The sequence below is a fragment of the Pseudomonas sp. W15Feb34 genome (genome assembly GCF_023127765.1).
Taxonomy (GTDB): Bacteria; Pseudomonadota; Gammaproteobacteria; order Pseudomonadales; family Pseudomonadaceae; genus Aquipseudomonas; species Aquipseudomonas synxantha_A.
The window spans coordinates 1-21951 of record NZ_SPKN01000040.1 but is presented as its reverse complement, the minus strand read 5'-3'; the positions used below and the strand labels follow the sequence as shown (position 1 = coordinate 21951).

18 protein-coding genes and 1 pseudogene are annotated in these 21951 nt (G+C 59.9%); 7 read left to right on the top strand and 12 right to left on the bottom strand.

Annotated features, from left to right (window positions below; all coding sequences use genetic code 11):
* Positions 1-32: 32 nt before the first annotated feature.
* The 3 genes from E4O97_RS18740 to E4O97_RS18730 all read right to left on the bottom strand — a co-directional run bounded on the left by E4O97_RS18740 (position 33) and on the right by E4O97_RS18730 (position 2897).
* Complete coding sequence (locus tag E4O97_RS18740; RefSeq protein WP_078821488.1) at positions 33-974, bottom strand: sugar kinase; 942 nt, start codon at positions 972-974, stop codon at positions 33-35.
* Positions 967-1749: a sugar phosphate isomerase/epimerase gene (locus E4O97_RS18735; protein ID WP_248128873.1), complete on the bottom strand. Its 783-nt coding sequence runs from the start codon at positions 1747-1749 to the stop codon at positions 967-969. Before E4O97_RS18735 ends, E4O97_RS18740 begins: the two co-directional genes overlap by 8 nt.
* Before the next feature lie 86 nt (positions 1750-1835).
* Complete coding sequence (locus tag E4O97_RS18730; RefSeq protein ID WP_078821486.1) at positions 1836-2897, bottom strand: LacI family DNA-binding transcriptional regulator; 1062 nt, start codon at positions 2895-2897, stop codon at positions 1836-1838.
* Between the two features lie 261 nt (positions 2898-3158).
* Between E4O97_RS18730 and E4O97_RS18725 the strand changes: the two genes are divergently transcribed.
* The 3 genes from E4O97_RS18725 to E4O97_RS18715 all read left to right on the top strand — a co-directional run bounded on the left by E4O97_RS18725 (position 3159) and on the right by E4O97_RS18715 (position 9122).
* On the top strand, positions 3159-4403 hold the full coding sequence (locus E4O97_RS18725) for a hypothetical protein (protein ID WP_078821485.1): 1245 nt from the start codon (positions 3159-3161) through the stop codon (positions 4401-4403).
* Positions 4404-4581: 178 nt separating this feature from the next.
* Positions 4582-6582: a hypothetical protein gene (locus E4O97_RS18720; protein ID WP_248132151.1), complete on the top strand. Its 2001-nt coding sequence runs from the start codon at positions 4582-4584 to the stop codon at positions 6580-6582.
* Positions 6583-6854: 272 nt separating this feature from the next.
* Positions 6855-9122: an autotransporter outer membrane beta-barrel domain-containing protein gene (locus E4O97_RS18715; RefSeq protein ID WP_248161925.1), complete on the top strand. Its 2268-nt coding sequence runs from the start codon at positions 6855-6857 to the stop codon at positions 9120-9122.
* A 61-nt stretch (positions 9123-9183) separates the two neighbouring features.
* On the opposite strand, the gene E4O97_RS18710 is transcribed toward E4O97_RS18715, so the two are convergent.
* From E4O97_RS18710 to E4O97_RS18685, 6 genes are all read right to left on the bottom strand, one after another.
* Positions 9184-9645 carry a hypothetical protein gene (locus E4O97_RS18710; protein WP_032875821.1) on the bottom strand — a complete coding sequence of 154 codons (462 nt, stop codon included), beginning with the start codon at positions 9643-9645 and terminating at the stop codon, positions 9184-9186.
* Positions 9646-9896: 251 nt separating this feature from the next.
* The gene (locus E4O97_RS18705) at positions 9897-10496 is read right to left on the bottom strand and encodes a LysE family translocator (protein ID WP_148853729.1); all 600 of its coding nucleotides are present in this window, start codon (positions 10494-10496) and stop codon (positions 9897-9899) included.
* A gap of 54 nt (positions 10497-10550) precedes the next feature.
* On the bottom strand, positions 10551-11390 hold the full coding sequence (locus tag E4O97_RS18700; RefSeq protein ID WP_032875816.1) for an AraC family transcriptional regulator: 840 nt from the start codon (positions 11388-11390) through the stop codon (positions 10551-10553).
* A gap of 72 nt (positions 11391-11462) precedes the next feature.
* Complete coding sequence (locus tag E4O97_RS18695) at positions 11463-12104, bottom strand: DUF1345 domain-containing protein (RefSeq protein ID WP_078821481.1); 642 nt, start codon at positions 12102-12104, stop codon at positions 11463-11465.
* A 155-nt stretch (positions 12105-12259) separates the two neighbouring features.
* Entirely contained in the window at positions 12260-15358 is a 3099-nt protein-coding gene (locus E4O97_RS18690; RefSeq protein ID WP_248161923.1) for an efflux RND transporter permease subunit, read from the bottom strand.
* Between the two features lie 6 nt (positions 15359-15364).
* A complete protein-coding gene (locus tag E4O97_RS18685) occupies positions 15365-16507 on the bottom strand; it encodes an efflux RND transporter periplasmic adaptor subunit (protein WP_248092306.1) in 1143 nt (380 codons plus the stop codon).
* Between the two features lie 227 nt (positions 16508-16734).
* Here E4O97_RS18685 and E4O97_RS18680 point away from each other — a divergent pair, with 227 nt between their 5' ends.
* Positions 16735-17436 (top strand): response regulator transcription factor, encoded by a 702-nt coding sequence (locus E4O97_RS18680; RefSeq protein ID WP_005788610.1) that lies wholly within the window; start codon positions 16735-16737, stop codon positions 17434-17436.
* A 3-nt stretch (positions 17437-17439) separates the two neighbouring features.
* Entirely contained in the window at positions 17440-18741 is a 1302-nt protein-coding gene (locus E4O97_RS18675) for an ATP-binding protein (RefSeq protein ID WP_078821478.1), read from the top strand.
* Here E4O97_RS18675 and E4O97_RS18670 read toward each other — a convergent pair whose 3' ends face one another.
* The 3 genes from E4O97_RS18670 to E4O97_RS18660 form a co-directional block, all read right to left on the bottom strand.
* On the bottom strand, positions 18742-19416 hold the full coding sequence (locus E4O97_RS18670) for an anti-sigma factor (RefSeq protein ID WP_078821477.1): 675 nt from the start codon (positions 19414-19416) through the stop codon (positions 18742-18744). It lies immediately after the preceding gene.
* Positions 19413-19940, bottom strand: coding sequence for a sigma-70 family RNA polymerase sigma factor (locus E4O97_RS18665; protein ID WP_248161921.1), 528 nt, complete (start codon positions 19938-19940; stop codon positions 19413-19415). Before E4O97_RS18665 ends, E4O97_RS18670 begins: the two co-directional genes overlap by 4 nt.
* A 61-nt stretch (positions 19941-20001) precedes the next feature.
* Positions 20002-20523: a DUF3455 domain-containing protein gene (locus E4O97_RS18660; protein ID WP_103734302.1), complete on the bottom strand. Its 522-nt coding sequence runs from the start codon at positions 20521-20523 to the stop codon at positions 20002-20004.
* Positions 20524-20644: 121 nt separating this feature from the next.
* Between E4O97_RS18660 and E4O97_RS18655 the strand changes: the two are divergent.
* Positions 20645-20950, top strand: a pseudogene (locus tag E4O97_RS18655) (SAM-dependent methyltransferase); the annotation flags it as partial.
* Positions 20951-21032: 82 nt separating this feature from the next.
* The gene (locus tag E4O97_RS18650; protein ID WP_216091519.1) at positions 21033-21818 is read left to right on the top strand and encodes a sulfite exporter TauE/SafE family protein; all 786 of its coding nucleotides are present in this window, start codon (positions 21033-21035) and stop codon (positions 21816-21818) included.
* Positions 21819-21951: the final 133 nt, after the last annotated feature.

Below are 21951 nucleotides of genomic sequence, written 5' to 3'. Positions count from 1 at the left end.
AGCTTGTTGTAGTTGTGGCAACAGGTAATGGGTTACGCAACGGATCGAGTGGGCAGTTCGGCGCGGGTCGGCAAACCCTCCATATCGCCACGGCTCTGCACGGCGCGGCTGCCGATCCAGTTAGCGCGCTGCACCGCCTCGGGGAAGCTTGAGTTTTCCAGCAGGGCACTGATCATGCCCACGGCAAAGCCGTCGCCGGCGCCGACGGTGTCCACGACTTTTTCCACCTTGACGGCGGCGACAAAGCCCTGATCCATGTGGGTGCGGTAATAGGCGCCTTCGGGGCCGAGCTTGATCGCCACGGCTTCGGCGCCCTGGTCGAGGTAGAACGCAGCGATATCCGCAGGATCCTCGAAACCGGTGAGCAGGCGGCCTTCACCCAGGCCCGGCAACACCCAGTCCGCCAGAGTGGCCAGGGCATTGATTTCGCGGATCATCTGCGCCTGGCTGGCCCAGAGCGAGGGGCGCAGGTTCGGGTCGAACGACACGCTGCGCCCGGCGTTGCGCATCTGCGTCATCAGTTCGAAGGAGAGTTCACGGGTGGCATCGGACAATGCCGGTGGAATCCCGGTAGCGTGCAGATGGCGGGCTTGCAACAACGCAGGGCTGATATCGGCGATGGACAAATGGCTGGCCGCCGAGCCTTTGCGAAAGTACTCGACCTGGGGATCAGCGCCGGCCTCTTCGCGCGACTTGAGCTGAAACCCGGTGGGATGCAACGGGTCGACGGCCACATGGCGGCAATCAATGCCTTCCTTGCCCAGCGTGTCGACCACAAAGCGCCCGAGGGAGTCGTCACCTACTCGGCTCAGCCATGCCACGTTGAACCCCAGGCGCGACAAGCCGATGGCGACATTGCTGTCGGCGCCGGCAATGCGTTTGTGAAACTGCGCGACCTGGCCCAGATCGCCGGTCTGCTCGGCGACAAACATCGCCATGGTTTCACCAAACGACAGGATATCGATCTCAGACATGGGCGTTCTCCACGCGGGGTTGGCCAAGGCAGGCGAGGGTGGCGACCTGTTGTGCAGTGACCTCGACCAGGTCATCGCCCTGCAACGGAAATTCCACCGCCCGCGTAATACCTTGAGTCATGTGTTTGAGCAGTTGTTCCCACAGATGCAGGTCGGTGGCGCCCGGCGGCAAGGCCACGAGCTTGCCGTCGGCGCGACGGGCCACGGCCTTGCAGTGCAGGTAATCCACATGCCGGCCCAGCAACCGCGCAGCAGTGAGCGCGGACTGGTCTTGCCACTGCCAGTTACCGATATCGAAGGTCATTTTCACCGGAAGGCCCAGGCGTTCGACTTCGGTGAAAAACCGTTGCATCGGTTCAATGCGTCCACCGTGCAGGGTCTGGTCGTTTTCCACCAGCAGCTTGACCGGGTGGCGATTGAGCAGGGCGTGCAGGCTTTCCAGATCGTTGGTATCGGTGAAGTAACCGAGCGAGACCTTCAGCCATCCCGAGCCAAAGGCCTGGGCAAGGTCCAGGGTGGCGGCCAGCTCGGCATTGGGCTGGGCACGGCCGGCGACCCACAGCTCCAAGGGCGAAGAAAATACTGATTCCAGGCCTTGTTCTGCAGCGGCCAGGGCCAGCTCGGCCGGTTGCTCGGTGGTGAGCAGTTCTTCACGCCATTCAATGCGCTGGGCACCGGCGGCGCTGAGCAGCGCGACAAAACTCAATTGACCCTGCTGGCGAACCAGGTCGGCGCCGTAGCTGGAAAGGCTGATGGAGACGGGGTATTTATGCATTGTTGTTTACCTCTGAAACCGGTTTCATTTTCATGCGCAGAACGAAAAATGTGGGAGCGGGCTTGCCCGCGAAAGCGGTGTGTCAGTCAGCTTGGAAGTGGCTGACCTATCGCTTTCGCGGGCAAGCCCGCTCCCACAGGGGATTGGGTAGAGCCGCGGATAATCAGCTCCGGTAAAAAATCCAGGGTGCGCGTGGGGGCGGTATCGCCGCGCAGGCGCTTGAGCAAACAGTCAAAAGCGCTGGCGCCAATCGCTTGCGTCGGTTGGGCGAGGGCGGTAATCCCATTACCCACCAGCGGGTACCAGTCCAGGTCATCCAGGGCGATCAAGCCCACCTCGCCGAACAGGTCGCAGCCCAGGGCCTTGAGTACACGGGTGCAGGCCAGTGCTGCCACGCCGTTGGCGCAGAACAGTGCCTTGGGGCCGGATTTGGCGAGAAAGGCTTGCAGACGCTTTTCCAGTTCGCCATCCAGTTCAACCACGGCACCTGTCAAAGCCGGGCGTTTGGCAATCTCGGTGTTGAAACTCTCCAAACGCTCCAAACGTGAACTGGTGCCATCGGTGGCCTCGCTCACCAGCAGCACGTCGCGATAACCCTGTTGCTCAAGATGCTCTACCGCAATACGCACCGCCGCCGGGTTGTCCAGGCCCACCAAGTCACTGTGCAACGGCTCGACCTTGCGGTCCACTAACACCAGGGGCATTTCCCGTTGCAGTTCCAGCAATTGGTCGAGGTGATGGCCCAGGGTGTTCACGATCAGCCCTTCGATGTTGTACGAGCGCAGCGCCGCCAAGTGCTGGCGCTCCTGCTCGTCATCGCGGTCGGTGTTGCACACCACCAGGCTGTAGCCGTGCTGGCGGCAGGCGGTTTCGACGCCGTGCATCACCGCGATGGAGTAGGGGTTGCGGATATCAGCCACCAGCATGCCGATCAGGCGCGTGCGCCCACGCTTGAGGCCACGGGCCATCTGGTTGGGGCGGTAGCCGAGTTCTGCGATGGCGTGTTCGATACGCAGGGCGATGGCATCGGAGAGCAGGGCGCGGTCATCGCCGATAAAGCGCGACACGCTGGCCTTGGACACGCGTGCTCGCTCGGCGACGTCGAGCATGGTCACGCGGCTGCGCTGGGCGGCGGAAAATGGAGTCACGGCAAAGCCTTTCTTATTGGAATGAGTAACGGGATGAAACCGGTTTCAGAAAACACTAGCCCATCGTCTTCGTCAAGAGAATCTTGGTCGTGTGAAGCCACTGGTCAGCGGGGAGATCCGACGAGCGGTGGTCCTACCTGTGAGTTTTGACAGTATCGGCTGGGCCAGAGGAGGTGTTCAATGGCGCCAACAGAACCTCTGGTATTGGCATGCTGAGAGCAGGGGGCGGTTTAGAAAATGCTTGAATGACGGGAGGTTTAAATGACTACTTCCACTACTGGCCAGAGTGCCAATGGGCCTACGGGCTCAGGAGGCATCCTTGTGCTTGAGGCGCCAACAGTCTTCGACGTATTGCCAGATGGATTATTACCCGCTCGATTCAATTTCACTGATCTACGCATCTTGCTTGAGATACCTTGGGCGGTTTTGCCCGGCCCCGGAAGGTTTCAGTACGTGATTTTCGAATGGCATGTCCGAGGTGCCAGGTCCGTTGATACCCCGCCCGTTGAGCTGCGTGGCCCACTGACGGATGCCGACTTCCCTCTGCCCATGACGATTCCTCAGGCGTTCCTGCTGAGCAGTGCCATCGTTGACCTGCGCTACCGGATTCATAACACCCGGCCAGATAGCCCGAGTGTCGATACCTCGTCGCCCGTGACGATCAGAATCGACCGCGACGCTCCAGGCGTCGGCTCGTTACTGGCGCCTGCCATTTTCCCGATCGATCCGATCACCCAACCCTATCTGGATGCAAATCCCATGGTGCGCATGGAGATCCCCGAGGGCTATCTCGGACGTGAAGTCGGGGACAAGGTGCTGATGTACTTTTCGGATATGAATATGCTGCCAACCGGCCTACCCACTTGGGTTTCGCCACCGCTGACCAGTGATAGCGGCCGCATTTTTGTGGACGTGCCCAATGACGTGTTCCGCGCCTACCCTGGCGCGCTATGGCTTTTCTGTTTTTATCGTTTGGAGGATCGCGCCGGTAATGTGAACCCGACCTTTTCATTGTTGGCGCGGGTCGGGTTGGCAACCGATCTTCCACCCATCCAGTTCACTCGGCCTGAATTTCCTCAGGCTTTGCTTCACCCAAACCGGTATTTGACCTGCAGCACCCAACCGCCAATCTGGTACGGAGTCGAGGTGGCAATCCCGGCAGACCCGAACATCCAGCACGGGGATTTGATCACGCTGAGGTTCCAGGGGTATGGCCAATATCCGGACGACGACCCAGATCCGAATGTTGTGGAAACCCTTGAGCATTACTGGGATGCAGTGGCGGATGCATCCGGCTACAACTTCTGGATTCGTGACGTCGAGCGCGTAATCCGGCCATTGAAAATAAATGCCGGTGGAGAGGCTCTTTACCTTGTGTCCAGGAATCGAACGCCCATTGGCCGTTCAGCTTCCAGGTTTGTGCAGTTCGATCGTTTGGTGCCTACATCGCCACCACCGCCCAACCCGGTTTACTGCTGGGAAGGCGGCAATGGTCCCGAGCCCTGAGCCAGGGTGCGGGTTTAGTAGAACATTTTGAACTGAATGTAGTTGGTCGAAGAATCATTCGGCTGAAGAGAGTGTGTCCCGGTTTCAGTCTCCTGGCCGTAACTCAAGTGACTGAACGAGCGTTTGCGGCCCGCCAGTGCGCGCGGTGCCTATTCTAAAGCAGCAAGGAGAGACTGAAATGAGTAGAAAACGTGGTTCGACTACGACGCCAGCGCCTTTGGTTCTCAATGCACCCACGATTGACGAGGCGTTGGATGATGCGACTGGCCTTATCCCGGCGGTCGTCGCCCGTGTTGGCATTAACGTTCAGTTACGGACCGGGACAGCATCAAGGGGCACGGACTGGATGGGCGTTGAAATCCGGGATATCACTGTGAGCCCGCCTACCTGGACCACCTTGGTGGCGCCTTATCAAATCAACCAGACGCCCGTTCCTCCGATAATCAGCAGGTTTATTCCCGCGCGGGTACCTGAATTTCCACATGGCTACTACGAGCTCAGGAATACTCAATACCGTAATCAGGCCGGCATACCAGGCCCCTCCCTTGACTCCTCCAACCCGGGTGCTTTTCGGGTTGATACCATTGCACCCTATGCCGTAGCGACTTCACGCGAGCAGCCGCTTGTTCCAGTCTTCGCAAATGTGCCGCCGGGCACGGTCATTAACGATGCCTTCCTGATCGATCAAGGCGGCGTGGAGATTCAGATCCCCCCGAATGACTTTGGTCCACAGACTGGGCGATTCGAAGCGGGGGATATGATTAACGTGTACTTCAGCCCGGTGATGGACCCGCGCCCCGAGTATCTGGTGAGTGGCTCAGGTGTGCCTATGTTGCCATCCCCTGATGTAAGCACTTTTTTCCTGGCCAGGAACCTGATTATCCTGAGCGGGCTATATTATATTTTCTACACCATCACTGACCGGGCAGGTAACGTCAGCCGTCCCTCGTTCAATGATTTTCGAACAGTCTCGTTGTTGGACGATCCGCAGCCTTTGGAGCCGTTCCTGCCCTTGGCGCCGGCACCACGTGCCGGCAGCACGGATGATCTTCTCGATATTCAGGATTATCGTCAGGGGATTGAAGCCCACGTTGAAGATTATCCTGACCACGCCACTGGCCTGGACAAGTTCGAGATGCAATGGGAAGCACAGCCCTTTGGGCCGCAAACCGCTGAGCTGGTTGATTTTCCGGTGGTCTTCAGCAATATGAATGATGCGATTAAAGACGCATATACCGCAACGCTGGGGCCGCAGACGGTGACCCTGCGCTACCGTATCGAACGAAATGGCGTGTTTTTCCCTTCTCCTGATAAAACGGTGCGGCTTGACCTGTCGGTGGAGGGGCCTGTTCTTCCCGGCACTCTTGAACCCGGCGATGTAAACCCAGCGCTGAACCTGGCGCAGGTGTTCGGCGGGGGGCCCACTCCGGAGCTGAACACCCTGCGCATTGGCGATGCGAATCAACCCGTCACCATTGTGATCCCGCTCTGGACCATTGCAGCGCTGCCCCATGCGAATAACGAGTTTGTCCTGTTGTGGGGGGCTACGAAAGAGCGAGTAGGGCCTTTCCCCCTCAGCACGACAGTGCCCGGAGATGACGCGACGTTCACCATTCCTTGGGAGGTCGTTGCCCGCCACGGCAATGAGCTGCAGCCCGTCAGCTATGTGGTCATTGGCCCCGGCACCACGAATGAAAACCCGTCGGGCGTTACCATGGTCGACGTGATCGATGCAGTGAGGGTCGTACTGCCGCCTGCTGAGTTCTTACACCTTGACGCCAACGACGAGTGGAGTTGCCAATCGCTGCGAACCCGCGCGCCCGGAGCACCACCGACGCTTTACGCCGAGCTCTTCATTCCAGGCGATCCGAGGTTGGAGGTAGGTAATAGCGTGACGGTAACCGTTACGATCTTCAGTGAAGCATTTGGCTTTCCACCGGGTCCATTCACGCAGACCTTTACCCACCCATCGTTGAGCCAAGGGGATAAGGACAATGGATTTGTCGTTGAAATCCCTTATCGTCCATTCCTGACCCAGTCCGTGCTTGGCCCTTGCGAGGTGACCTACTCAACGATCGTCAACACTGGGGCTACCGGTAACAGTGAATTGGCTGAGGTGTACACGGTATTTTCCAACCCTGAGACATACTGTGATGGGGTAACTATCGTAAGACCTTGAACTCAATGAAAAACGTTAAATACAAAAGGGAAGCACGGCTTCCCTTTTGTGTGTCTGACAGTTATGTATTGCTCCTTGTCGGAAAGACCTTCAGCTTCTTTGTTAAGTATGTTTTTCCAACACTCTAAAATATCAATCGCTACATCCATCTAAGATAAATCCTACAGCCATGGGTATGTTCGCTGCGTAACCTCTGCGCCGCACCGGTAAGGCTTCATTCCCAGGGAACGAGCCAAACCGTTTCGAAGGCTCCACCCAGAGGATGAACTCACATGCGACTGTTAACTGAATTCGAGCTCAAGCCTTTGAGCAAGATGATGAAAGTTCCAACTATTACTTTTTTGATGTTTGCGGCTGTGCATTCCACCGCCCAGGCAGGCCACCTGATTGGTGAGTCAAAAACCATTGAAAGCAACGAACTCAATAATGACTGGCAGTTGGATTTCAGATCTGAACTGACCGTCAATGGTGCTCGGGCCCAACATATCCTGGTCAACGATTCGGCACTGATTGTCAATGCGGGCAGCCGCATCAATGACATCCGAGCCACCCAAGGCTCTTTAGTGAGCCTCGACGGCGCCACCGTTGATTCAAGCCACGCAGTGTTTGGTGCGGTGCGTCTGGATGACAGCGATGCGCTTATTAACGGCAGCAACATCACCAGCCATACCACCATGGGTCTGCAAGCGTTCCAGAGTCACGACTCTGACAAGGGCGGGGTAGCCGAAGTATTCAATAGCACCATCCGTGGTCACATCGGTGGCGCAGTGGCGACTGGCAACAGCGAGCTGCACTTTAACGACCACACGTTGGTCGAAGGTACCGGCGTCGATAGTTTTGGCGTGTCGCTCGATGGTGCAACGGCAACTGCCAGCCAAAAAAGCAGGATTATCGGTGGCAAGAACGGCGTGGTGTTCACCAATGACCTCAACAGCGCGAATACGGGCAAGTTGGTATTGGATAACTCCAGCGTCGAAGGCCGCAGCGGTGCCGCCATTGCCGTCAATGGTTTTCCCGGCGAGGCCATGGCCGTTGAGATCGATATACGCAACGGCTCGACCTTGATCGGCGGTAACGGCTCATTGCTGGAGGTCAACGGCGGCGCCGTAGCGAGCATGAATGTCGATAACAGCGACCTACGTGGCAACGTTATCGTCGAGGACGGCAGCACGGCGCATTTGAGCTTGCAAAACCGTGCCGGGCTGACGGGCCAACTGCAGAATGTCACCAGTCTAGCTGTCGGTGATCAGTCTTATTGGGCGTTGACAGGCGACAGCCAAGTGGGCGCCTTGAGCCTCGCCGGCGGTACGGTGAAGTTCGGTGATACCGATGCGTTCTACCAGTTGGACGTAGACAGCCTTGAGGGTAATGGCACCTTCGTCATGGGGACCGATTTCGCCCGTGGCATTACGGACTTCTTGAACGTCGAGGGCGAGGCCAAAGGCGACCACAAGCTGTTGCTCGCAGCCAGCGGTGCGGAACCGACCAACCCGCAAGATATCCGCGTCGTTCACACCGGCGGCGGTGATGCACAGTTTTCCCTGGTGGGCGATGTAGTTGATGTCGGCGCTTATTCCTATGGCCTGAAAAAGGAAGGTACCGACTGGTTCCTCGACCCGAACAACCGTGTGATCAGCCCCGGTACCCGCTCGGTATTGGCGCTGTTCAACACCGCACCGACCGTGTGGTACGGCGAGGCGACATCCCTGCGTTCGCGTATGGGCGAGCTGCGTTTCGAGCCTGGACAGGCGGGCGTGTGGATACGCGGTTATGGCAACAAGTACGAAGTGTCCGACAGCACCGGGATTGGCTACAGCCAGAATCAGCGGGGCTTTACCCTCGGTGCAGACACACCCTTGGCCGACAGCCAGTGGCTGGTGGGCGTAATGGCCGGTCACAGCACCTCTGACCTGAACCTCAAGCGCGGTACCTCGGGGAACGTGAAGAGTTACTACCTGGGTGCGTATGCGACCTGGCTGGACGAGGAGAGCGGCCTGTATTTCGATGCGGTGGCCAAGGTTAACCGCTTCCAGAATGAGTCCAAGGTGGGCCTGAGTGACGGCACCTCATCCAAGGGCAAGTACAACAATACCGGTGGCGGCCTGTCGGCTGAGTTCGGTCGTAACATCAAGCTGGACGACGGGTTCTTTATCGAACCTTACGCGCAAATGTCTACGGTGGTGATCCAGGGTGCCAATTACAGCCTGGATAATGGCTTGGAAGCCAAGGGTGAGCGTACGCGGTCGATCATGGCCAAGGCCGGCGCGACCGTCGGGCGGGATATACAACTCGACTCCGGCAGTGTCGTGCAGCCTTATCTGCGCGCAGCGATGGTGCATGAGTTTGCCAACAACAATAAGGTCTCGGTGAACAACAATGTGTTCAACAACGACCTCTCTGGTTCTCGCGCCGAATTCGGGGCGGGTATGGCGGTGAAGCTCTCGCAGAACCTGCAGCTGCATGCCGACCTTGAGCACAGCAGCGGCGGCCGGGTTGAACAGCCTTGGGGCGCTAACGTAGGGGTGCGTTACACCTGGTAAAGACGTAACACACAACAACGCCCGTATCGAAAGATGCGGGCGCTTTTTTTTGCGAATAACATCAACTGGTCAGGTCGAAGTCGACGTCCAGGACGTGCGCATGCCCGTTAACATCATGATCGGTTGTAGCATGCAGCGTACCTCTGATTTTAATGACGCCGGCCGCGAGTCCCCGAATGATCAAAGTACCCTCAATGGCGCTCACTGTATAATGATCCTGGGGTAACTTTACTGAATACCAGACCTTAACATTCGTGAACTCTTGTTTTGCGAGGTCGATCTCCTGGCCTACCCGAACGTTATCGGGTATCTGAATGAATATTTCTTTTATGGTCACTGAGTTATCGGCGTGTCGGCCATTGATTCTATAGACAGCTTGTTCGAAGTCGTGCACCACGGTGGTGGTTTGAAATTCGATGGGGGATAAATCGACCTTCGCCTCGAAGAGGCCAGTCGCAGTAATTCGTTTGGGACGTAATGCCTTTTGTTGCGCCAAGGTTAACGGTTGCGCTAGTACGGTCATGATCGCTTCTCCATCGCTGATGATTGTGCGAGTAACAGAGGTCGGTGGGGCTCTGCCTTGTTCATGTAACAGCAGTGCATCGACGCCGTAAACTGTCAAAACTAACAGTATACAAATCTTGCTGCGTGTGGCTCTCTGGCGCCCGGCTTGCTTGGGCGTACGATGTATTAGATGCTTATTGACGGGCGTGTCTACTGTTAAGAATGACAGTCTGGAAATTTAACTCTGTTTAGATCCCCTACCGAAGAATCTCACATGATCGTACTTATCCAGGTTGAACTCATGAGCAACAACGCCATGCATTGATTGAAACGTCGCTGCGCATGGGGGGACGCCAGCCATCGATTAGAGCCTGCCCCCAAGACTGCCCAGGCGCTGAGGCAAGGCAGCGATATCAAAAAAAATATCAGCGACAAAGACATTACCCGTTTTTGCTGCTCTGCACCGTTGCCGGCAAATACGCTGACCACAGCGAGTGCCATCATCCAGGTCTTGGGGTTTATCAGCTGCAAGCACGCTGAGCCGAACAGGCCGAGTCGCCTGTGCGCAGATTGCTCCCCTATGACATGTGGCGGTGCGCTGAAGATCTGCCAGGCCAGGTAACTTAGCCAGGCCATGCCGACCCACTGCATCGCCGTTTGCACTCTGGGCATCTGCGCCAGCGACTGGCCCACACCGGAACCCACCAGCAGCACAATCCCCGACGCCCCCACACCAGCCCCCAGAATAATGGGCAATGCAGCCTTGAAGCCGTAACGGGCGCTGTTGCTCAGCACCAGGATATTGGTCGGGCCGGGGGTGATGGAGGCGACAAAGGCGAACAGCATGAAAGGCACGAACGTGGACAGCATGACGGGGGACTCCGGCGAGCTCATTTAGAGCGCCCATCTTCACAAGCCCGGGCGTTACCGGTCTGGAAGATTTGTGCAGCGTTTGCGGTACGCGGCCGGTGTCAGCCCATAAGCCCGCATGAACCAGCGGCCCAAATGACTTTGATCGGCGAAACCCAGGGCCATCGCCACGTCTGCCGGTTGATCGCCCTTGGCCAATAGATACCGGGCACGGGCCAGGCGCAGTTGCACCAGATACGCGTGGGGCGGCAGGCCGAAGGCGCTCTTGAACGCGCGGCTCAGGCGAAAGCGGTCGACGCCGCAGGCCAGCCCGAGTTCATCCATGCCGACGTCCTGATGCAGATGGGCGTGCAGGTATTCCCGGGCCTTGTGCGCCACCTGCGGCAAACGTGGGTCATCGCGGTAGCGCATGCGCCAATAGAGCTGGCCGGTGAGGCGTTCCAGCAAGTAGTCCAGCGCGCTCTGCCGCACGATCCGCAGTTCGCCGTGGTGCAAACTCTCAAACGCCTGACTGGTGGCCAGGGCCAGGCGTGGATCGCTGGCCAAGGTGCGGGCGAAACTCAACTGATGATGGGCGGGTGCTTCCTCGAAGACACTGGCGATTTCCCGTTCCAGCCACTGCGGGTCAAGGTAGAGCATGCGGTAAGTGAAGCCGTCGACCGTCGGGGCATTGCCGTCGTGGAGTTCCCCAGGCTCCAGCAGGAATACCTGCCCCGGCACGCTGTCATGGCGCATGCGCCGGCAGTTGAATTGCTGCACGCCTTGTTCGGTGACGCCCACCAGGTAGCTGTCGTGCCAATGGGGGTCATACGCATGGCCTTCGAAATGCGCGCGCAGGGTCTCGATACCGGTGTCGGCGTCCTGGGACAAGTCGATCCAATTGTGCGCAGGCATACAACACCGAGGCGGAAAGTGAAGGGCTATTAGCGGCAACACCGGGGTGGGCGTCTAGAAGGTTTGTGCAGTCTAGCCAAACAACCCGGCGGCGATGTTGATCGAAAAGCCCAGAATAGCAGTGTTGAACAAAAAACCGATCAACGACTGCCCCAGCACCACCTTGCGCAGGCCACGGGTGGCGACGCCCACATCCGAGGTTTGTACCGCTACGCCGATGGTGAAGGAAAAGTACAGGAAGTCCCAATAGTTGGGCGTGAGCAAGCCTTCGGCAAAACGTAGGGCGGGCTCCTTGCCTGGCCAAGTGTAATAGAGCCTGGCGTAGTGCACGCTGAAAATCACCCCGATCAATAGCCACGAGCCGATCACCGTCAGCCCGGTAAAACCGTAGTGCAGCAGGCGCTCGGAAGCAGCCAGGTCCTTGCTGCCCACCAGTTCGAAGGTGATGGTCGCCAGGCTGGCGATGGCGGCAATGCACACCATGAACAGCACCAGGCCGGCGTTCTCGTCTTCGATTTCGGCGATGCGCTTGACGTCTTCGGCCTTGGCGCGAATGGTCAACCACAGCATCAGTATCAGGTAGGTCCAGACCCCGGCGTTCCAGCCGATCAGGATTTTGCTGGCAAGGGTGTCAGCCGGTACCAGAATGCCCACGGCAAGGCCCAGTACGGCGGCGGACGAGAGGCGAGGGTGGGTGCGGGCGAGGAAGGACATGGTTGGTCACAGCTGGCGATAGTTGAGCAGACTGTACCTGATCCTGTGGGAGGGGGCTTGCTCCCGATTGCGGTGTATCAGTGCCAAATAGGCTGGCTGACACATTGCAATCGGGAGCAAGCCCCCTCCCACATTTTTTATCGCGTGCGGCGGGATTATTGCGCTTTGTGGCGCTTGCGCACCAGCTTCATCACCACCACAAAGAACACCGGCACAAACACCACCGCCAAGGTCGCCGTGATCATCCCGCCAATCACACCGGTACCAATTGCCTGCTGGCTGGCCGAACTGGCCCCGGTGGCAATTGCCAGCGGCACCACGCCGAGGATAAACGCCAGCGAGGTCATGATGATCGGTCGCAGTCGCAACCGCGCCGCCTTCAAGGTGGCGTCGATCAAGTCCTCGCCCTGGTCATACAGGTCCTTGGCGAACTCGATGATCAGGATCGCGTTTTTCGCCGACAGGCCGATGATGGTGATCAGGCCGACCTTGAAGAACACGTCGTTGGGCATCCCGCGCAAGGACACCGCCAGCACCGCTCCCAGTACGCCCAGCGGCACCACCAGCAACACCGAGGTCGGGATCGACCAGCTTTCATACAGCGCGGCCAGGCACAGGAACACGATCAGCAAGGACAGGCCCAACAGCAACGGTGCCTGGGAGCCGGACAAGCGCTCCTGCAAGGACAACCCGGTCCATTCCTGGCCCAGCCCGGCGGGCAACTGGCTGACCAGGCGCTGGATTTCTTCCATGGCCTCGCCGGTGCTGTGCCCCGGCGCCGCTTCACCGCTGATGGCGATGGCTGGGTAGCCGTTGTAGCGGGTCAACTGCGTCGGGCCCTGGGTCCACTTGGCTTCGACAAAGGCCGACAGCGGCACCATCTTGCCGGCGTTGTTGCGCACGTTGATCTTCATCAGGTCGGCCACCTGGCTGCGCTGGTCGCCTTCGGCCTGCACCACCACCCGCTGCATACGGCCCTGGTTGGGGAAGTCATTGATATACGCCGAACCAATCGCCGAGGAGAGCACATTGCCGACGTCGGCAAACGACACGCCCAAGGCATTGGCTTGCTTGCGGTCGACTTCCAGTTGCACTTGCGGGGCTTCGGCCAGGGCGCTTTCGCGCACGTTGGCCAGGATCGGGCTTTTTGCCGCAGCGTCCAGCAGTTCGGTACGCGCAGCCATCAACCCGGCGTGGCCAACGCCGCCACGGTCCTGCAGGCGGAACTCGAAACCACTGGAGGTGCCGAGGCCGTCTACCGGCGGTGGCAGGACGGCATAGGCAATCGCATCCTTGAGTTCGCTGAAGGCCATGTTGGCGCGGTCGGCAATCGACGCTGCCGAATCATCACTGCCGCGTTCCGACCAGTCCTTGAGCGTGGTAAATGCCAGCGCCGCGTTCTGTCCGGAACCGGAGAAACTGAAGCCCATGATCATGGTGGTGTCGCCCACCCCAGGCTCGCCTGCGTTGTGCGCTTCGATCTGTTCGGCCACCTGCACCGTGCGGTTCTTGCTGGCACCCGGCGGCAGCTGGATATCGGTGATGGTGTAGCCCTGATCTTCCACCGGCAGGAACGAGGAGGGCAGGCGGCTGAACAACAGCCCCATGCCCACCAGCAATACCAGGTAGATCAGCAGGTAGCGGCCGCTGCGCTTGAGGGCATAGGCCACCCAGCCTTCATAACGGTCGGTGAGTTGCTCGAAGCGTCGGTTGAACCAGCCGAAGAAGCCACCCTTGGCATGGTGCTCGCCCTTGGCAATCGGCTTGAGCAAGGTGGCGCACAGGGCCGGCGTCAAGGTCAGGGCCAGGAACGCCGAGAACAGGATCGAGGTGGCCATCGACAGCGAGAACTGCTGGTAGATCACCCCCACAGAACCGGGCATGAACGCCATCGGCAGGAACACCGCCACCAGCACTAGGGTGATACCGACGATGGCACCGGTGATCTGGCCCATGGCTTTTTTCGTCGCGTCCTTGGGTGACAAGCCCTCGGTGGCCATGATGCGTTCGACGTTTTCCACTACCACGATGGCATCGTCCACCAGGATGCCGATGGCCAGCACCATGCCGAACATGGTCAGTACGTTGATCGAGAAGCCCAGCAGCAACATGGTGGCAAAGGTGCCCATCAGCGCAATCGGCACCACCAGCGTGGGGATCAGGGTGTAGCGCACGTTCTGCAGGAACAGGAACATCACCGCAAACACCAGCGCCATGGCCTCAAGCAAGGTGTAGACCACCTTGGTGATCGAGACCTTGACGAACGGCGAGGTGTCGTAGGGGATCTTGTATTCCACATTGGCCGGGAAGTAGCGCGACAGTTCATCCATCTTCGCCCGCACCAGGGTTGCGGTGCTCAGCGCGTTGGCGCCCGGCGACAGCTGCACGCTGACGGCGGTGGACGGCTTGCCGTTCAGACGGGTGGAGAACTGGTATTCCTGGCTGCCGACTTCCACGCGCGCCACATCGCCGATGCGCACGGTGGAGCCGTCGGGGTTGGCCTTGAGGACAATGTCGGCGAACTCCGCCGGGGTCGACAATTGCCCCTTGACCAGGATCGCCGCAGTGATTTCCTGGGTGTTGGTGCCCGGCAAGTCACCAATGCTGCCTGCCGAGACCTGGGCGTTCTGCGCACTGATTGCAGCGTTGACGTCCGCCGGCGTGAGGTTGAAACCGATCAGCTTCTGGGGGTCGATCCAGATACGCATCGCCCGCTCGGCGCCATACAACTGGGCCTTGCCGACGCCGTCCAGGCGCTTGAGCTCGTTCATCACGTTGCGCGCCAGGTAGTCGCTGAGCGCAACGTCGTCGAGCTTGCCGTCGTTGGAGGTCAGGGTCACCAGCAGCAGGAAGCCGGCGGAGACCTTTTCCACCTGCAAGCCTTGCTGGGTCACGGCCTGGGGCAGGCGCGGCTCGACGACCTTGAGGCGGTTCTGCACATCCACCTGGGCCATTTCCGGGTCGGTGCCCGGCTGGAAGGTCGCGGTGATCGTCGCCGAGCCCAGGCTGCTCTGGGATTCGAAATACAGCAGGTGATCAGCGCCGTTGAGCTCCTGCTCAATCAGGCTGACCACGCTTTCGTCCAGGGTCTGGGCAGAGGCACCCGGGTACACCGCGTAGATTTCCACCTTCGGTGGCGCGACGTTGGGGTACTGGGCCACCGGCAACTGCGGGATGGCCAGGAAGCCGGCCAGCAGGATAAACAGGGCCACCACCCAGGCGAAAATCGGGCGGTCAATAAAGAACTGCGGCATGACGGGTTATTCCTTTACGAGCGGGCTGTCGTCCACTTCAACTTTTTCGCCGGGGCGTGCATGTTGCAGGCCCTCGACGATAATGCGATCGCCTGGCTTGAGGCCGCTGCTGACAATCCAGCGATCTTCGATCACCGCGCCCAATTCCACCGGCTGCTGGCTGACGGTCTGCTCGGCGTCCAGCAGCAACACCATCGGGATGCCGGCGCTGTCACGGGTGATGGCACGTTGCGGCACGCTGATGCCTTGCTTGTCCACGGCCTGCTCCAGGCGCACCCGTACGAAACTGCCGGGTAACAGGTCCAGATCCGGGTTGGGGAACTCGCTGCGCAGCGTGATTTGCCCGGTGCCCGGGTCAACGCTGATCTCGGCGAACAGCAGTTTGCCCGGCAACGGGTACAGGCTGCCGTCGTCCTGGATCAGGGTGGCCTTGGCCTGGTCCTGGCCGACCTGCTTCAAGCTGCCGGCACGAAAGGCGCGGCGCAGGTCGTTCAACTCACGGGTGGACTGGGTGAGGTCGGCGTGGATCGGGTCCAGTTGCTGGATGATCGCCAGCGGCGTGGCTTCGTTCTGGCCGACCAGCGCGCCTTCGGTCACCAGGGCACGGCCGATGCGCCCGGAAATCGGCGCGGTCACGGTGGCATAGCCCAGGTTCAGCCTGGCGCGCTCGACGGCAGCCTTTTGCGCAGCAACCTCTGCGTTGGTCTGGCGCAGGGCGGCGCGGGCGTTGTCGTATTCCTGGCCGCTGATGGCATTGCCTTCAACCAACTGGCTGTAGCGCTGCTCTTGCAGGCGGGCCTGGAACGCATTGGCTTCGGCCTTGCTCAGGTTGGCCTGGGCGCTGTCCAGGTCAGCCTTGAAGGGCGCCGGGTCGATGCGGAACAGCACGTCGCCCTGTTTCACATCGTGACCTTCCTTGAACACACGCTGCATGACCACACCGGCCACTCGGGCACGCACTTCGGCAATGCGCGGCGCGGCGATACGCCCGCTCAGTTCGCTGGTAATGGACAGGGGCTTGGCCTGCAGGGTTTCGATGCGCACTTTGGCCAGGGGCATTTCCGGCGCCTCGTCTGCAGACTGACCACACGCGCTCAGCGCCAGTGTGAGGGCCAACAGGCAAAACGGCGCAAATAGATTCTTCGACATGCTCTTATCCCAATATTGACTGGCGCATCCTAAAGTCACCTGCGCCGTGGTGCTGTGAAGCTGTGTAGGTCGTGTGTGAAGAAGTGTAAGGTACGGCGCGCGTGGCGTCGGGGGCGTATATCCTTGCACAACCTTGCTTACAATGAAGATCAAATGTGGGAGGGAGCAAGCCCCTTCCCACATGGGATTTGTGTACGACTTATCAGTGTATTTTCTGGAAACACCCTATGCCCAACATCCTTCTGGTCGAAGACGACGCCGCACTCTCCGAGCTGATCGCCAGCTACCTGGAACGCAATGGCTATCACGTCAGTGTGCTCAGCCGCGGCGACCACGTACGCGAACGTGCGCGTCTCAACCCGCCGGACCTGGTGATCCTCGACCTGATGTTGCCGGGCCTCGACGGCCTGCAAGTCTGCCGCCTGCTGCGCGCCGACTCGGCGGGCCTGCCGATCCTGATGCTGACCGCCCGCGACGACAGCCACGACCAGGTGCTGGGCCTGGAAATGGGGGCCGACGATTATGTGACCAAACCCTGCGAGCCGCGCGTGCTGCTGGCCCGGGTGCGCACGCTGCTGCGCCGTAGCAGTCTGTCCGAGCCCCAGGTGGCCAACGACCGGATCATCATGGGCAACCTGTGCATCGACTTGTCGGAACGCACCGTCACCTGGCGCGAGCAGGCGGTGGAGCTGTCCAGCGGCGAATACAACCTGCTGGTGGTACTGGCGCGCCACGCCGGTGAAGTGCTCAGCCGCGACCAGATCCTGCAACGCCTTCGCGGCATCGAGTTCAACGGTACCGATCGCTCGGTGGACGTGGCCATTTCCAAGTTGCGGCGCAAGTTCGACGACCACGCCGGCGAGGCGCGCAAGATCAAGACCGTGTGGGGCAAGGGTTATCTGTTCAGCCGCTCCGAGTGGGAATGCTGAACCATGTTCCGTGTACTGCTACGCCTCTACCTGATCACTATCGTCACCTACAGTGCAGCCATCTTTCTGATTCCCAAGCTGGTGATCCAACTGTTCGAACACCGCTACATGGACTACAACATCGAACAGTCCCGTGGCCTGCAAAAGCTGATGGTCAAGCAATACCAGCGCGCACCGGTGGAGCACTGGTCCCAGGTGACCGACCAGTTGAGTCGCGATTTTGCGCCATTGAAGGTTGAACTGTTGCTGCGTCAGGACGCTCGCTATACGCCGCAGGAAGAACAACTGCTGGAGCAAGGCAAGTCGGTGATCCGCCTGGGCGAGTGGGGCTGGATGGAAGAAATCAGCTCGCCGATCAACCAGCAGTTCGCGGTCAAGCTGACCATTCCGCCGGACCCGCTGGACATGAACCTGCTGTACTGGTCGATGAACGTGCTGATCGGCGCGGCGCTGCTGGCGTGCCTGCTGGTGTGGCTGCGCCCGCACTGGCGTGACCTGGAGCGCCTCAAAAGCACCGCCGCGCTGTTGGGCAAGGGCCACCTTGGAGAGCGCACGCGCCTTCCGCCCAGCTCCAGCATCGGCAGCCTGGCGACGGTGTTCGACACCATGGCCGACGATATCGAGCACCTGCTGAACCAGCAGCGCGACTTGCTCAATGCGGTCTCCCATGAACTGCGCACACCGCTCACCCGCCTGGATTTCGGCCTGGCGCTGGCGCTCTCCGAAGACTTGCCCCAGGCCAGTCGCGAGCGTCTGCAAAGCCTGGTGGCGCATATTCGCGAGCTGGATGAACTGGTGCTGGAATTGCTGTCCTACAGCCGCCTGCAAAATCCTGCGCAATTGCCCGAACGGGTCGAGGTGGCGCTCGACGAGTTTATCGACAGCGTGCTGGGCAGCGTCGACGACGAGCTGGAAAACCCCGAGATTGTCATCGACGTGGCGCTCGACTGCACCGTGGAGCGCTTCAGCCTCGACCCGCGCCTTACCGCCCGCGCCTTGCAGAACCTGCTGCGCAACGCGACGCGCTATTGCGACAAACGCATTCAGGTGGGGGTCAAGGTGTGTCCCAACGGCTGCGAAATCTGGGTGGACGACGACGGCATCGGCATACCGATGGACCAGCGCGAGCGCATCTTCGAACCGTTCTACCGCCTGGACCGCAGCCGCGACCGTGCCACCGGCGGCTTCGGCCTGGGCCTGGCGATCAGCCGACGTGCCCTGGAGGCCCAGGGCGGCACCTTGACAGCCCTGGCCTCGCCTCTGGGAGGCGCGCGGTTTCGGGTGTGGTTGCCCAGCGCAAGCTGATCAGAGCACTTTGACCGCGCGGCCGATGGCCTGGATCGGCCCGGTCGGTTTACCGGTCGGCGAGCCACGCGGGTCTTCCAGGGTCAGCTCGAACAGCTGGTTGGGCGCAAGCGGTGGCAGCTTGTCCAGCGGTACCGAGAGCGTTTGCCCTGGCTTGACCAGCCCCAACGACACCGGAGCCTGCCAGCCATCGCCTTTGGTCCAGAACTGCAGGGCTTTGTCGTTCGGTACTTCCATTACGCCTAGCGGAATCAGTTGGATCTGTTGGTCATGGCTGGCCTGGATCACCCAGCCGGGTGTCTGGCTCTGTGGCGCAACCAACACCACCACAAACGTCGAGTCGGCTACGGGCGGGCGGGTCAGCAACAGTGCGGCCAACACCAGTGTGGTCACCAAACCTGCGCCAGCCAATCCACGCCAGAGCGACAGCAGGTTCCACCAAGGCACGCCGGCATCCTGGTTTGCCGTGCTGTGTTCAATGCGCCGCCACAGCTGTGCGGACGGCGGCACGGGCTCGGCCAAGGCGGTCAGTGGGAGCAGACGCTGCTCCCAGGCATCCACCGCCGCACGCAGCTCGCTGTCATGTTTCAAGCGTTGCTCGACCTCGGCGCGTTGGTTGGCGGGCAGGGTGCCCAGCACGTATTCGCTGGCGAGTTCATCCAGTGGGTTGCTCATGCCATGCACTCGCGCAGCGCGACGAGGCTCCGTTTGATCCAGGCTTTGACGGTGCCCAGGGGCGTGTCCAGTTTCCGGGCGATTTCGCTGTGGGAATAACCGTCGACATAGGCGTGAAGAATGCACGTGCGACGGGTCGGGTCGAGTTGTTCCAGGCAGTTGTACACCTGGCCTTCTCGGGCGCTGAATTCAAAGCTGTCATTGGCGGCGGCGAGCTGCTCGTGTTCATCGCTCAATGCCACTTCCCGGTAGTGATTGCGCACGGCATTGAGCGCCAGGTGCCGGGTGATGCTGAACACCCAGCCCCGTGCCGAACCGCGGCTTGGGTCGAAACTGCCAGCGCCGCGCCAGACCTTGATAAACGCGTCATGCACGACATCTTCGGCCAGGGCTTTGTCACGCACAATGCGCAACGCCACGCCGAGCAAGCGGCTGCTGTCCTCGGCATAGAGTTGGCGCAAGGCGCGTTGGTCGCCACGGGCACATGCCGCCAGGCAGGCTTGATAATCAAACAAACACTGCATCCTTAAAATGGCTGAGTCCTGTGGCGAGCGCACTCGCCACAGACAGCGTAGCCGAGTTTGCTCAGTTGGCCGCCCAGAAGATGTAGTCGGCCTGATACTTCACCACAGCCTGCTGGCCTTTGTTCGCCACCGTGCATTCGCTGCTAGGCGCCACACCGCCTTTGAGGGCGACCCGCTGGATGTAACTCACCCCGCTCATGGCACCTTTACCTTCAGCCGGGTTGGCCTTGACCAGTTGATAGGGCAGGTTGCCTGCACTTGAAGGTGCTACCGCCAGTTGGGTACCGGTGATTTTCGAGCCGTCCTGGGCTTGCCAGGTGGCGGGCGGGCCGAAGTAGCTGCCCACCGGCTTGCCGCTGCGGTCATTCAACACGGCTTTGGGGCCGACAAAGAACCACTCGGTCTGGCCGACGGCGTTGGCTTTGTCACGGCATTCGTAGGTGATTTCGCCGACCCCGGTGGTTTCCATCGTAATCTTGTGCCCGTCGGGCACCTTGATACTTTCAGGCAAGCCGGTCTGGGCGAAAACCGCAGGCGCGGCGGTGAGTGCAGCCGCGAAGCAGAACAGTGTTTTAGCGTTCATGGGTAGTGCTCCATTTGAGTAAAACAGCGGGGTGACTGCAAGGACTACACGCGACACGCCCGATTGGATGCACCGGTTAGAAAATAAACTTCAGAGGGCGCACACTGTGCGCCCGCACCCGCCCTATGAGGCGACACGCCGCGTTTTCATACAGGGCGTTGGCGCGAAGCCTTCACGGGTGAGTACTTTTCCGCAACTGAAATGAGCTGTTTTGCGTATCAGCATGTGGCAACCCCAGGAAGTGATCATGGATCGCTTCCTGTCGGTAAGCTTCATCGCGGCGCTACCAGCCGCGCAAAATGCCACGGCGACCGAGCCATTGTGCGAGTTGATCGACACACACACAGCGCTGCGTGGGCGTGACACTGTAGCGTTCCGGTATCAGATTCAGCCCTATGTCTGCCATCGTCTGGCAGAAAAGGCATAAAGTCAGATCATATTGATATAAGTGGTTATAAGAAAAATCGCTATCCTGCGCCCAGAAATTTATAAGGCCGCAGGTAGCTGTAATGGATGTGGGTAATATTGGTTTCGTGGTTGCCGGCCTGATCGTTGGTTTTATCGTCGGCATGACCGGTGTCGGTGGAGGCTCCCTGATGACGCCGATCCTGTTGTGGTTCGGCATCAACCCGGCCACCGCGGTGGGGACTGACTTGCTGTATGCCGCCATCACCAAGTCCGGTGGTGTGCTGGTGCACAGCAAGAACCGCAACATCGACTGGACCATCACTGGCTGGCTGACCTTGGGCAGTGTGCCGGCGGTGCTTTTGACGTTATGGTTCCTGGCCAGCCTGCACACCGACCCCAGCGCGATGAATGCGGTGATCAAGCAGGCGCTGGGCTTTGTGCTGTTGCTGACCGCATTGGCGATCCTGTTCAAGAAAAGCCTGTTGGCCTTTGCTCAGCGACATGCCGGTGATGACTACCACATGCGCCCGCGCAACCTGAACGCCCTGACCGTGTTGACCGGCGCGGTCCTCGGCACCATGGTAGCCCTGACGTCCATTGGCGCCGGGGCCCTCGGCACGGTGGCGCTGTTTATCCTGTATCCGTTCCTGGCCACGCGCCGTCTGGTGGGCACCGAAATTGCCCATGCCGTGCCCCTGACCCTGGTGGCGGGCCTGGGCCACGCGAGCATGGGCAATATGGACTGGCATCTGCTGGGCTTCTTGCTGATGGGCTCGTTGCCGGGGATCTACTTCGGCAGCCATATGACCGGCAAGATCTCCGACAGCGTCTTACGCCCGTGCCTGGCGGTCATGTTGATGGCGGTGGGGTACAAGCTGGCGTTCTGAGCCGCATGTGCTCCACATGTGGGAGGGGGCTTGCTCCCGATGGCTGCCTCAGGGCCGACCAGGATGTTGGATCAGACCGAGTACATATCCGTTATTTGGGTAACGGCTGATATTGGTTCCGCTTTTACAGCGG

Excerpts from the sequence above, each read along its gene's own strand:
- E4O97_RS18740 (WP_078821488.1), bottom strand. The coding sequence starts at position 974 with ATGTCTGAGATCGATATCCTGTCGTTTGGTGAAACCATGGCGATGTTT.
- E4O97_RS18735 (WP_248128873.1), bottom strand. The coding sequence starts at position 1,749 with ATGCATAAATACCCCGTCTCCATCAGCCTTTCCAGCTACGGCGCCGAC.
- E4O97_RS18725 (WP_078821485.1), top strand. The coding sequence starts at position 3,159 with ATGACTACTTCCACTACTGGCCAGAGTGCCAATGGGCCTACGGGCTCA.
- E4O97_RS18720 (WP_248132151.1), top strand. The coding sequence starts at position 4,582 with ATGAGTAGAAAACGTGGTTCGACTACGACGCCAGCGCCTTTGGTTCTC.
- E4O97_RS18715 (WP_248161925.1), top strand. The coding sequence starts at position 6,855 with ATGCGACTGTTAACTGAATTCGAGCTCAAGCCTTTGAGCAAGATGATG.
- E4O97_RS18710 (WP_032875821.1), bottom strand. The coding sequence starts at position 9,645 with ATGACCGTACTAGCGCAACCGTTAACCTTGGCGCAACAAAAGGCATTA.
- E4O97_RS18705 (WP_148853729.1), bottom strand. The coding sequence starts at position 10,496 with ATGCTGTCCACGTTCGTGCCTTTCATGCTGTTCGCCTTTGTCGCCTCC.
- E4O97_RS18700 (WP_032875816.1), bottom strand. The coding sequence starts at position 11,390 with ATGCCTGCGCACAATTGGATCGACTTGTCCCAGGACGCCGACACCGGT.
- E4O97_RS18695 (WP_078821481.1), bottom strand. The coding sequence starts at position 12,104 with ATGTCCTTCCTCGCCCGCACCCACCCTCGCCTCTCGTCCGCCGCCGTA.
- E4O97_RS18690 (WP_248161923.1), bottom strand. The coding sequence starts at position 15,358 with ATGCCGCAGTTCTTTATTGACCGCCCGATTTTCGCCTGGGTGGTGGCC.
- E4O97_RS18685 (WP_248092306.1), bottom strand. The coding sequence starts at position 16,507 with ATGTCGAAGAATCTATTTGCGCCGTTTTGCCTGTTGGCCCTCACACTG.
- E4O97_RS18680 (WP_005788610.1), top strand. The coding sequence starts at position 16,735 with ATGCCCAACATCCTTCTGGTCGAAGACGACGCCGCACTCTCCGAGCTG.
- E4O97_RS18675 (WP_078821478.1), top strand. The coding sequence starts at position 17,440 with ATGTTCCGTGTACTGCTACGCCTCTACCTGATCACTATCGTCACCTAC.
- E4O97_RS18670 (WP_078821477.1), bottom strand. The coding sequence starts at position 19,416 with ATGAGCAACCCACTGGATGAACTCGCCAGCGAATACGTGCTGGGCACC.
- E4O97_RS18665 (WP_248161921.1), bottom strand. The coding sequence starts at position 19,940 with ATGCAGTGTTTGTTTGATTATCAAGCCTGCCTGGCGGCATGTGCCCGT.
- E4O97_RS18660 (WP_103734302.1), bottom strand. The coding sequence starts at position 20,523 with ATGAACGCTAAAACACTGTTCTGCTTCGCGGCTGCACTCACCGCCGCG.
- E4O97_RS18650 (WP_216091519.1), top strand. The coding sequence starts at position 21,033 with ATGGATGTGGGTAATATTGGTTTCGTGGTTGCCGGCCTGATCGTTGGT.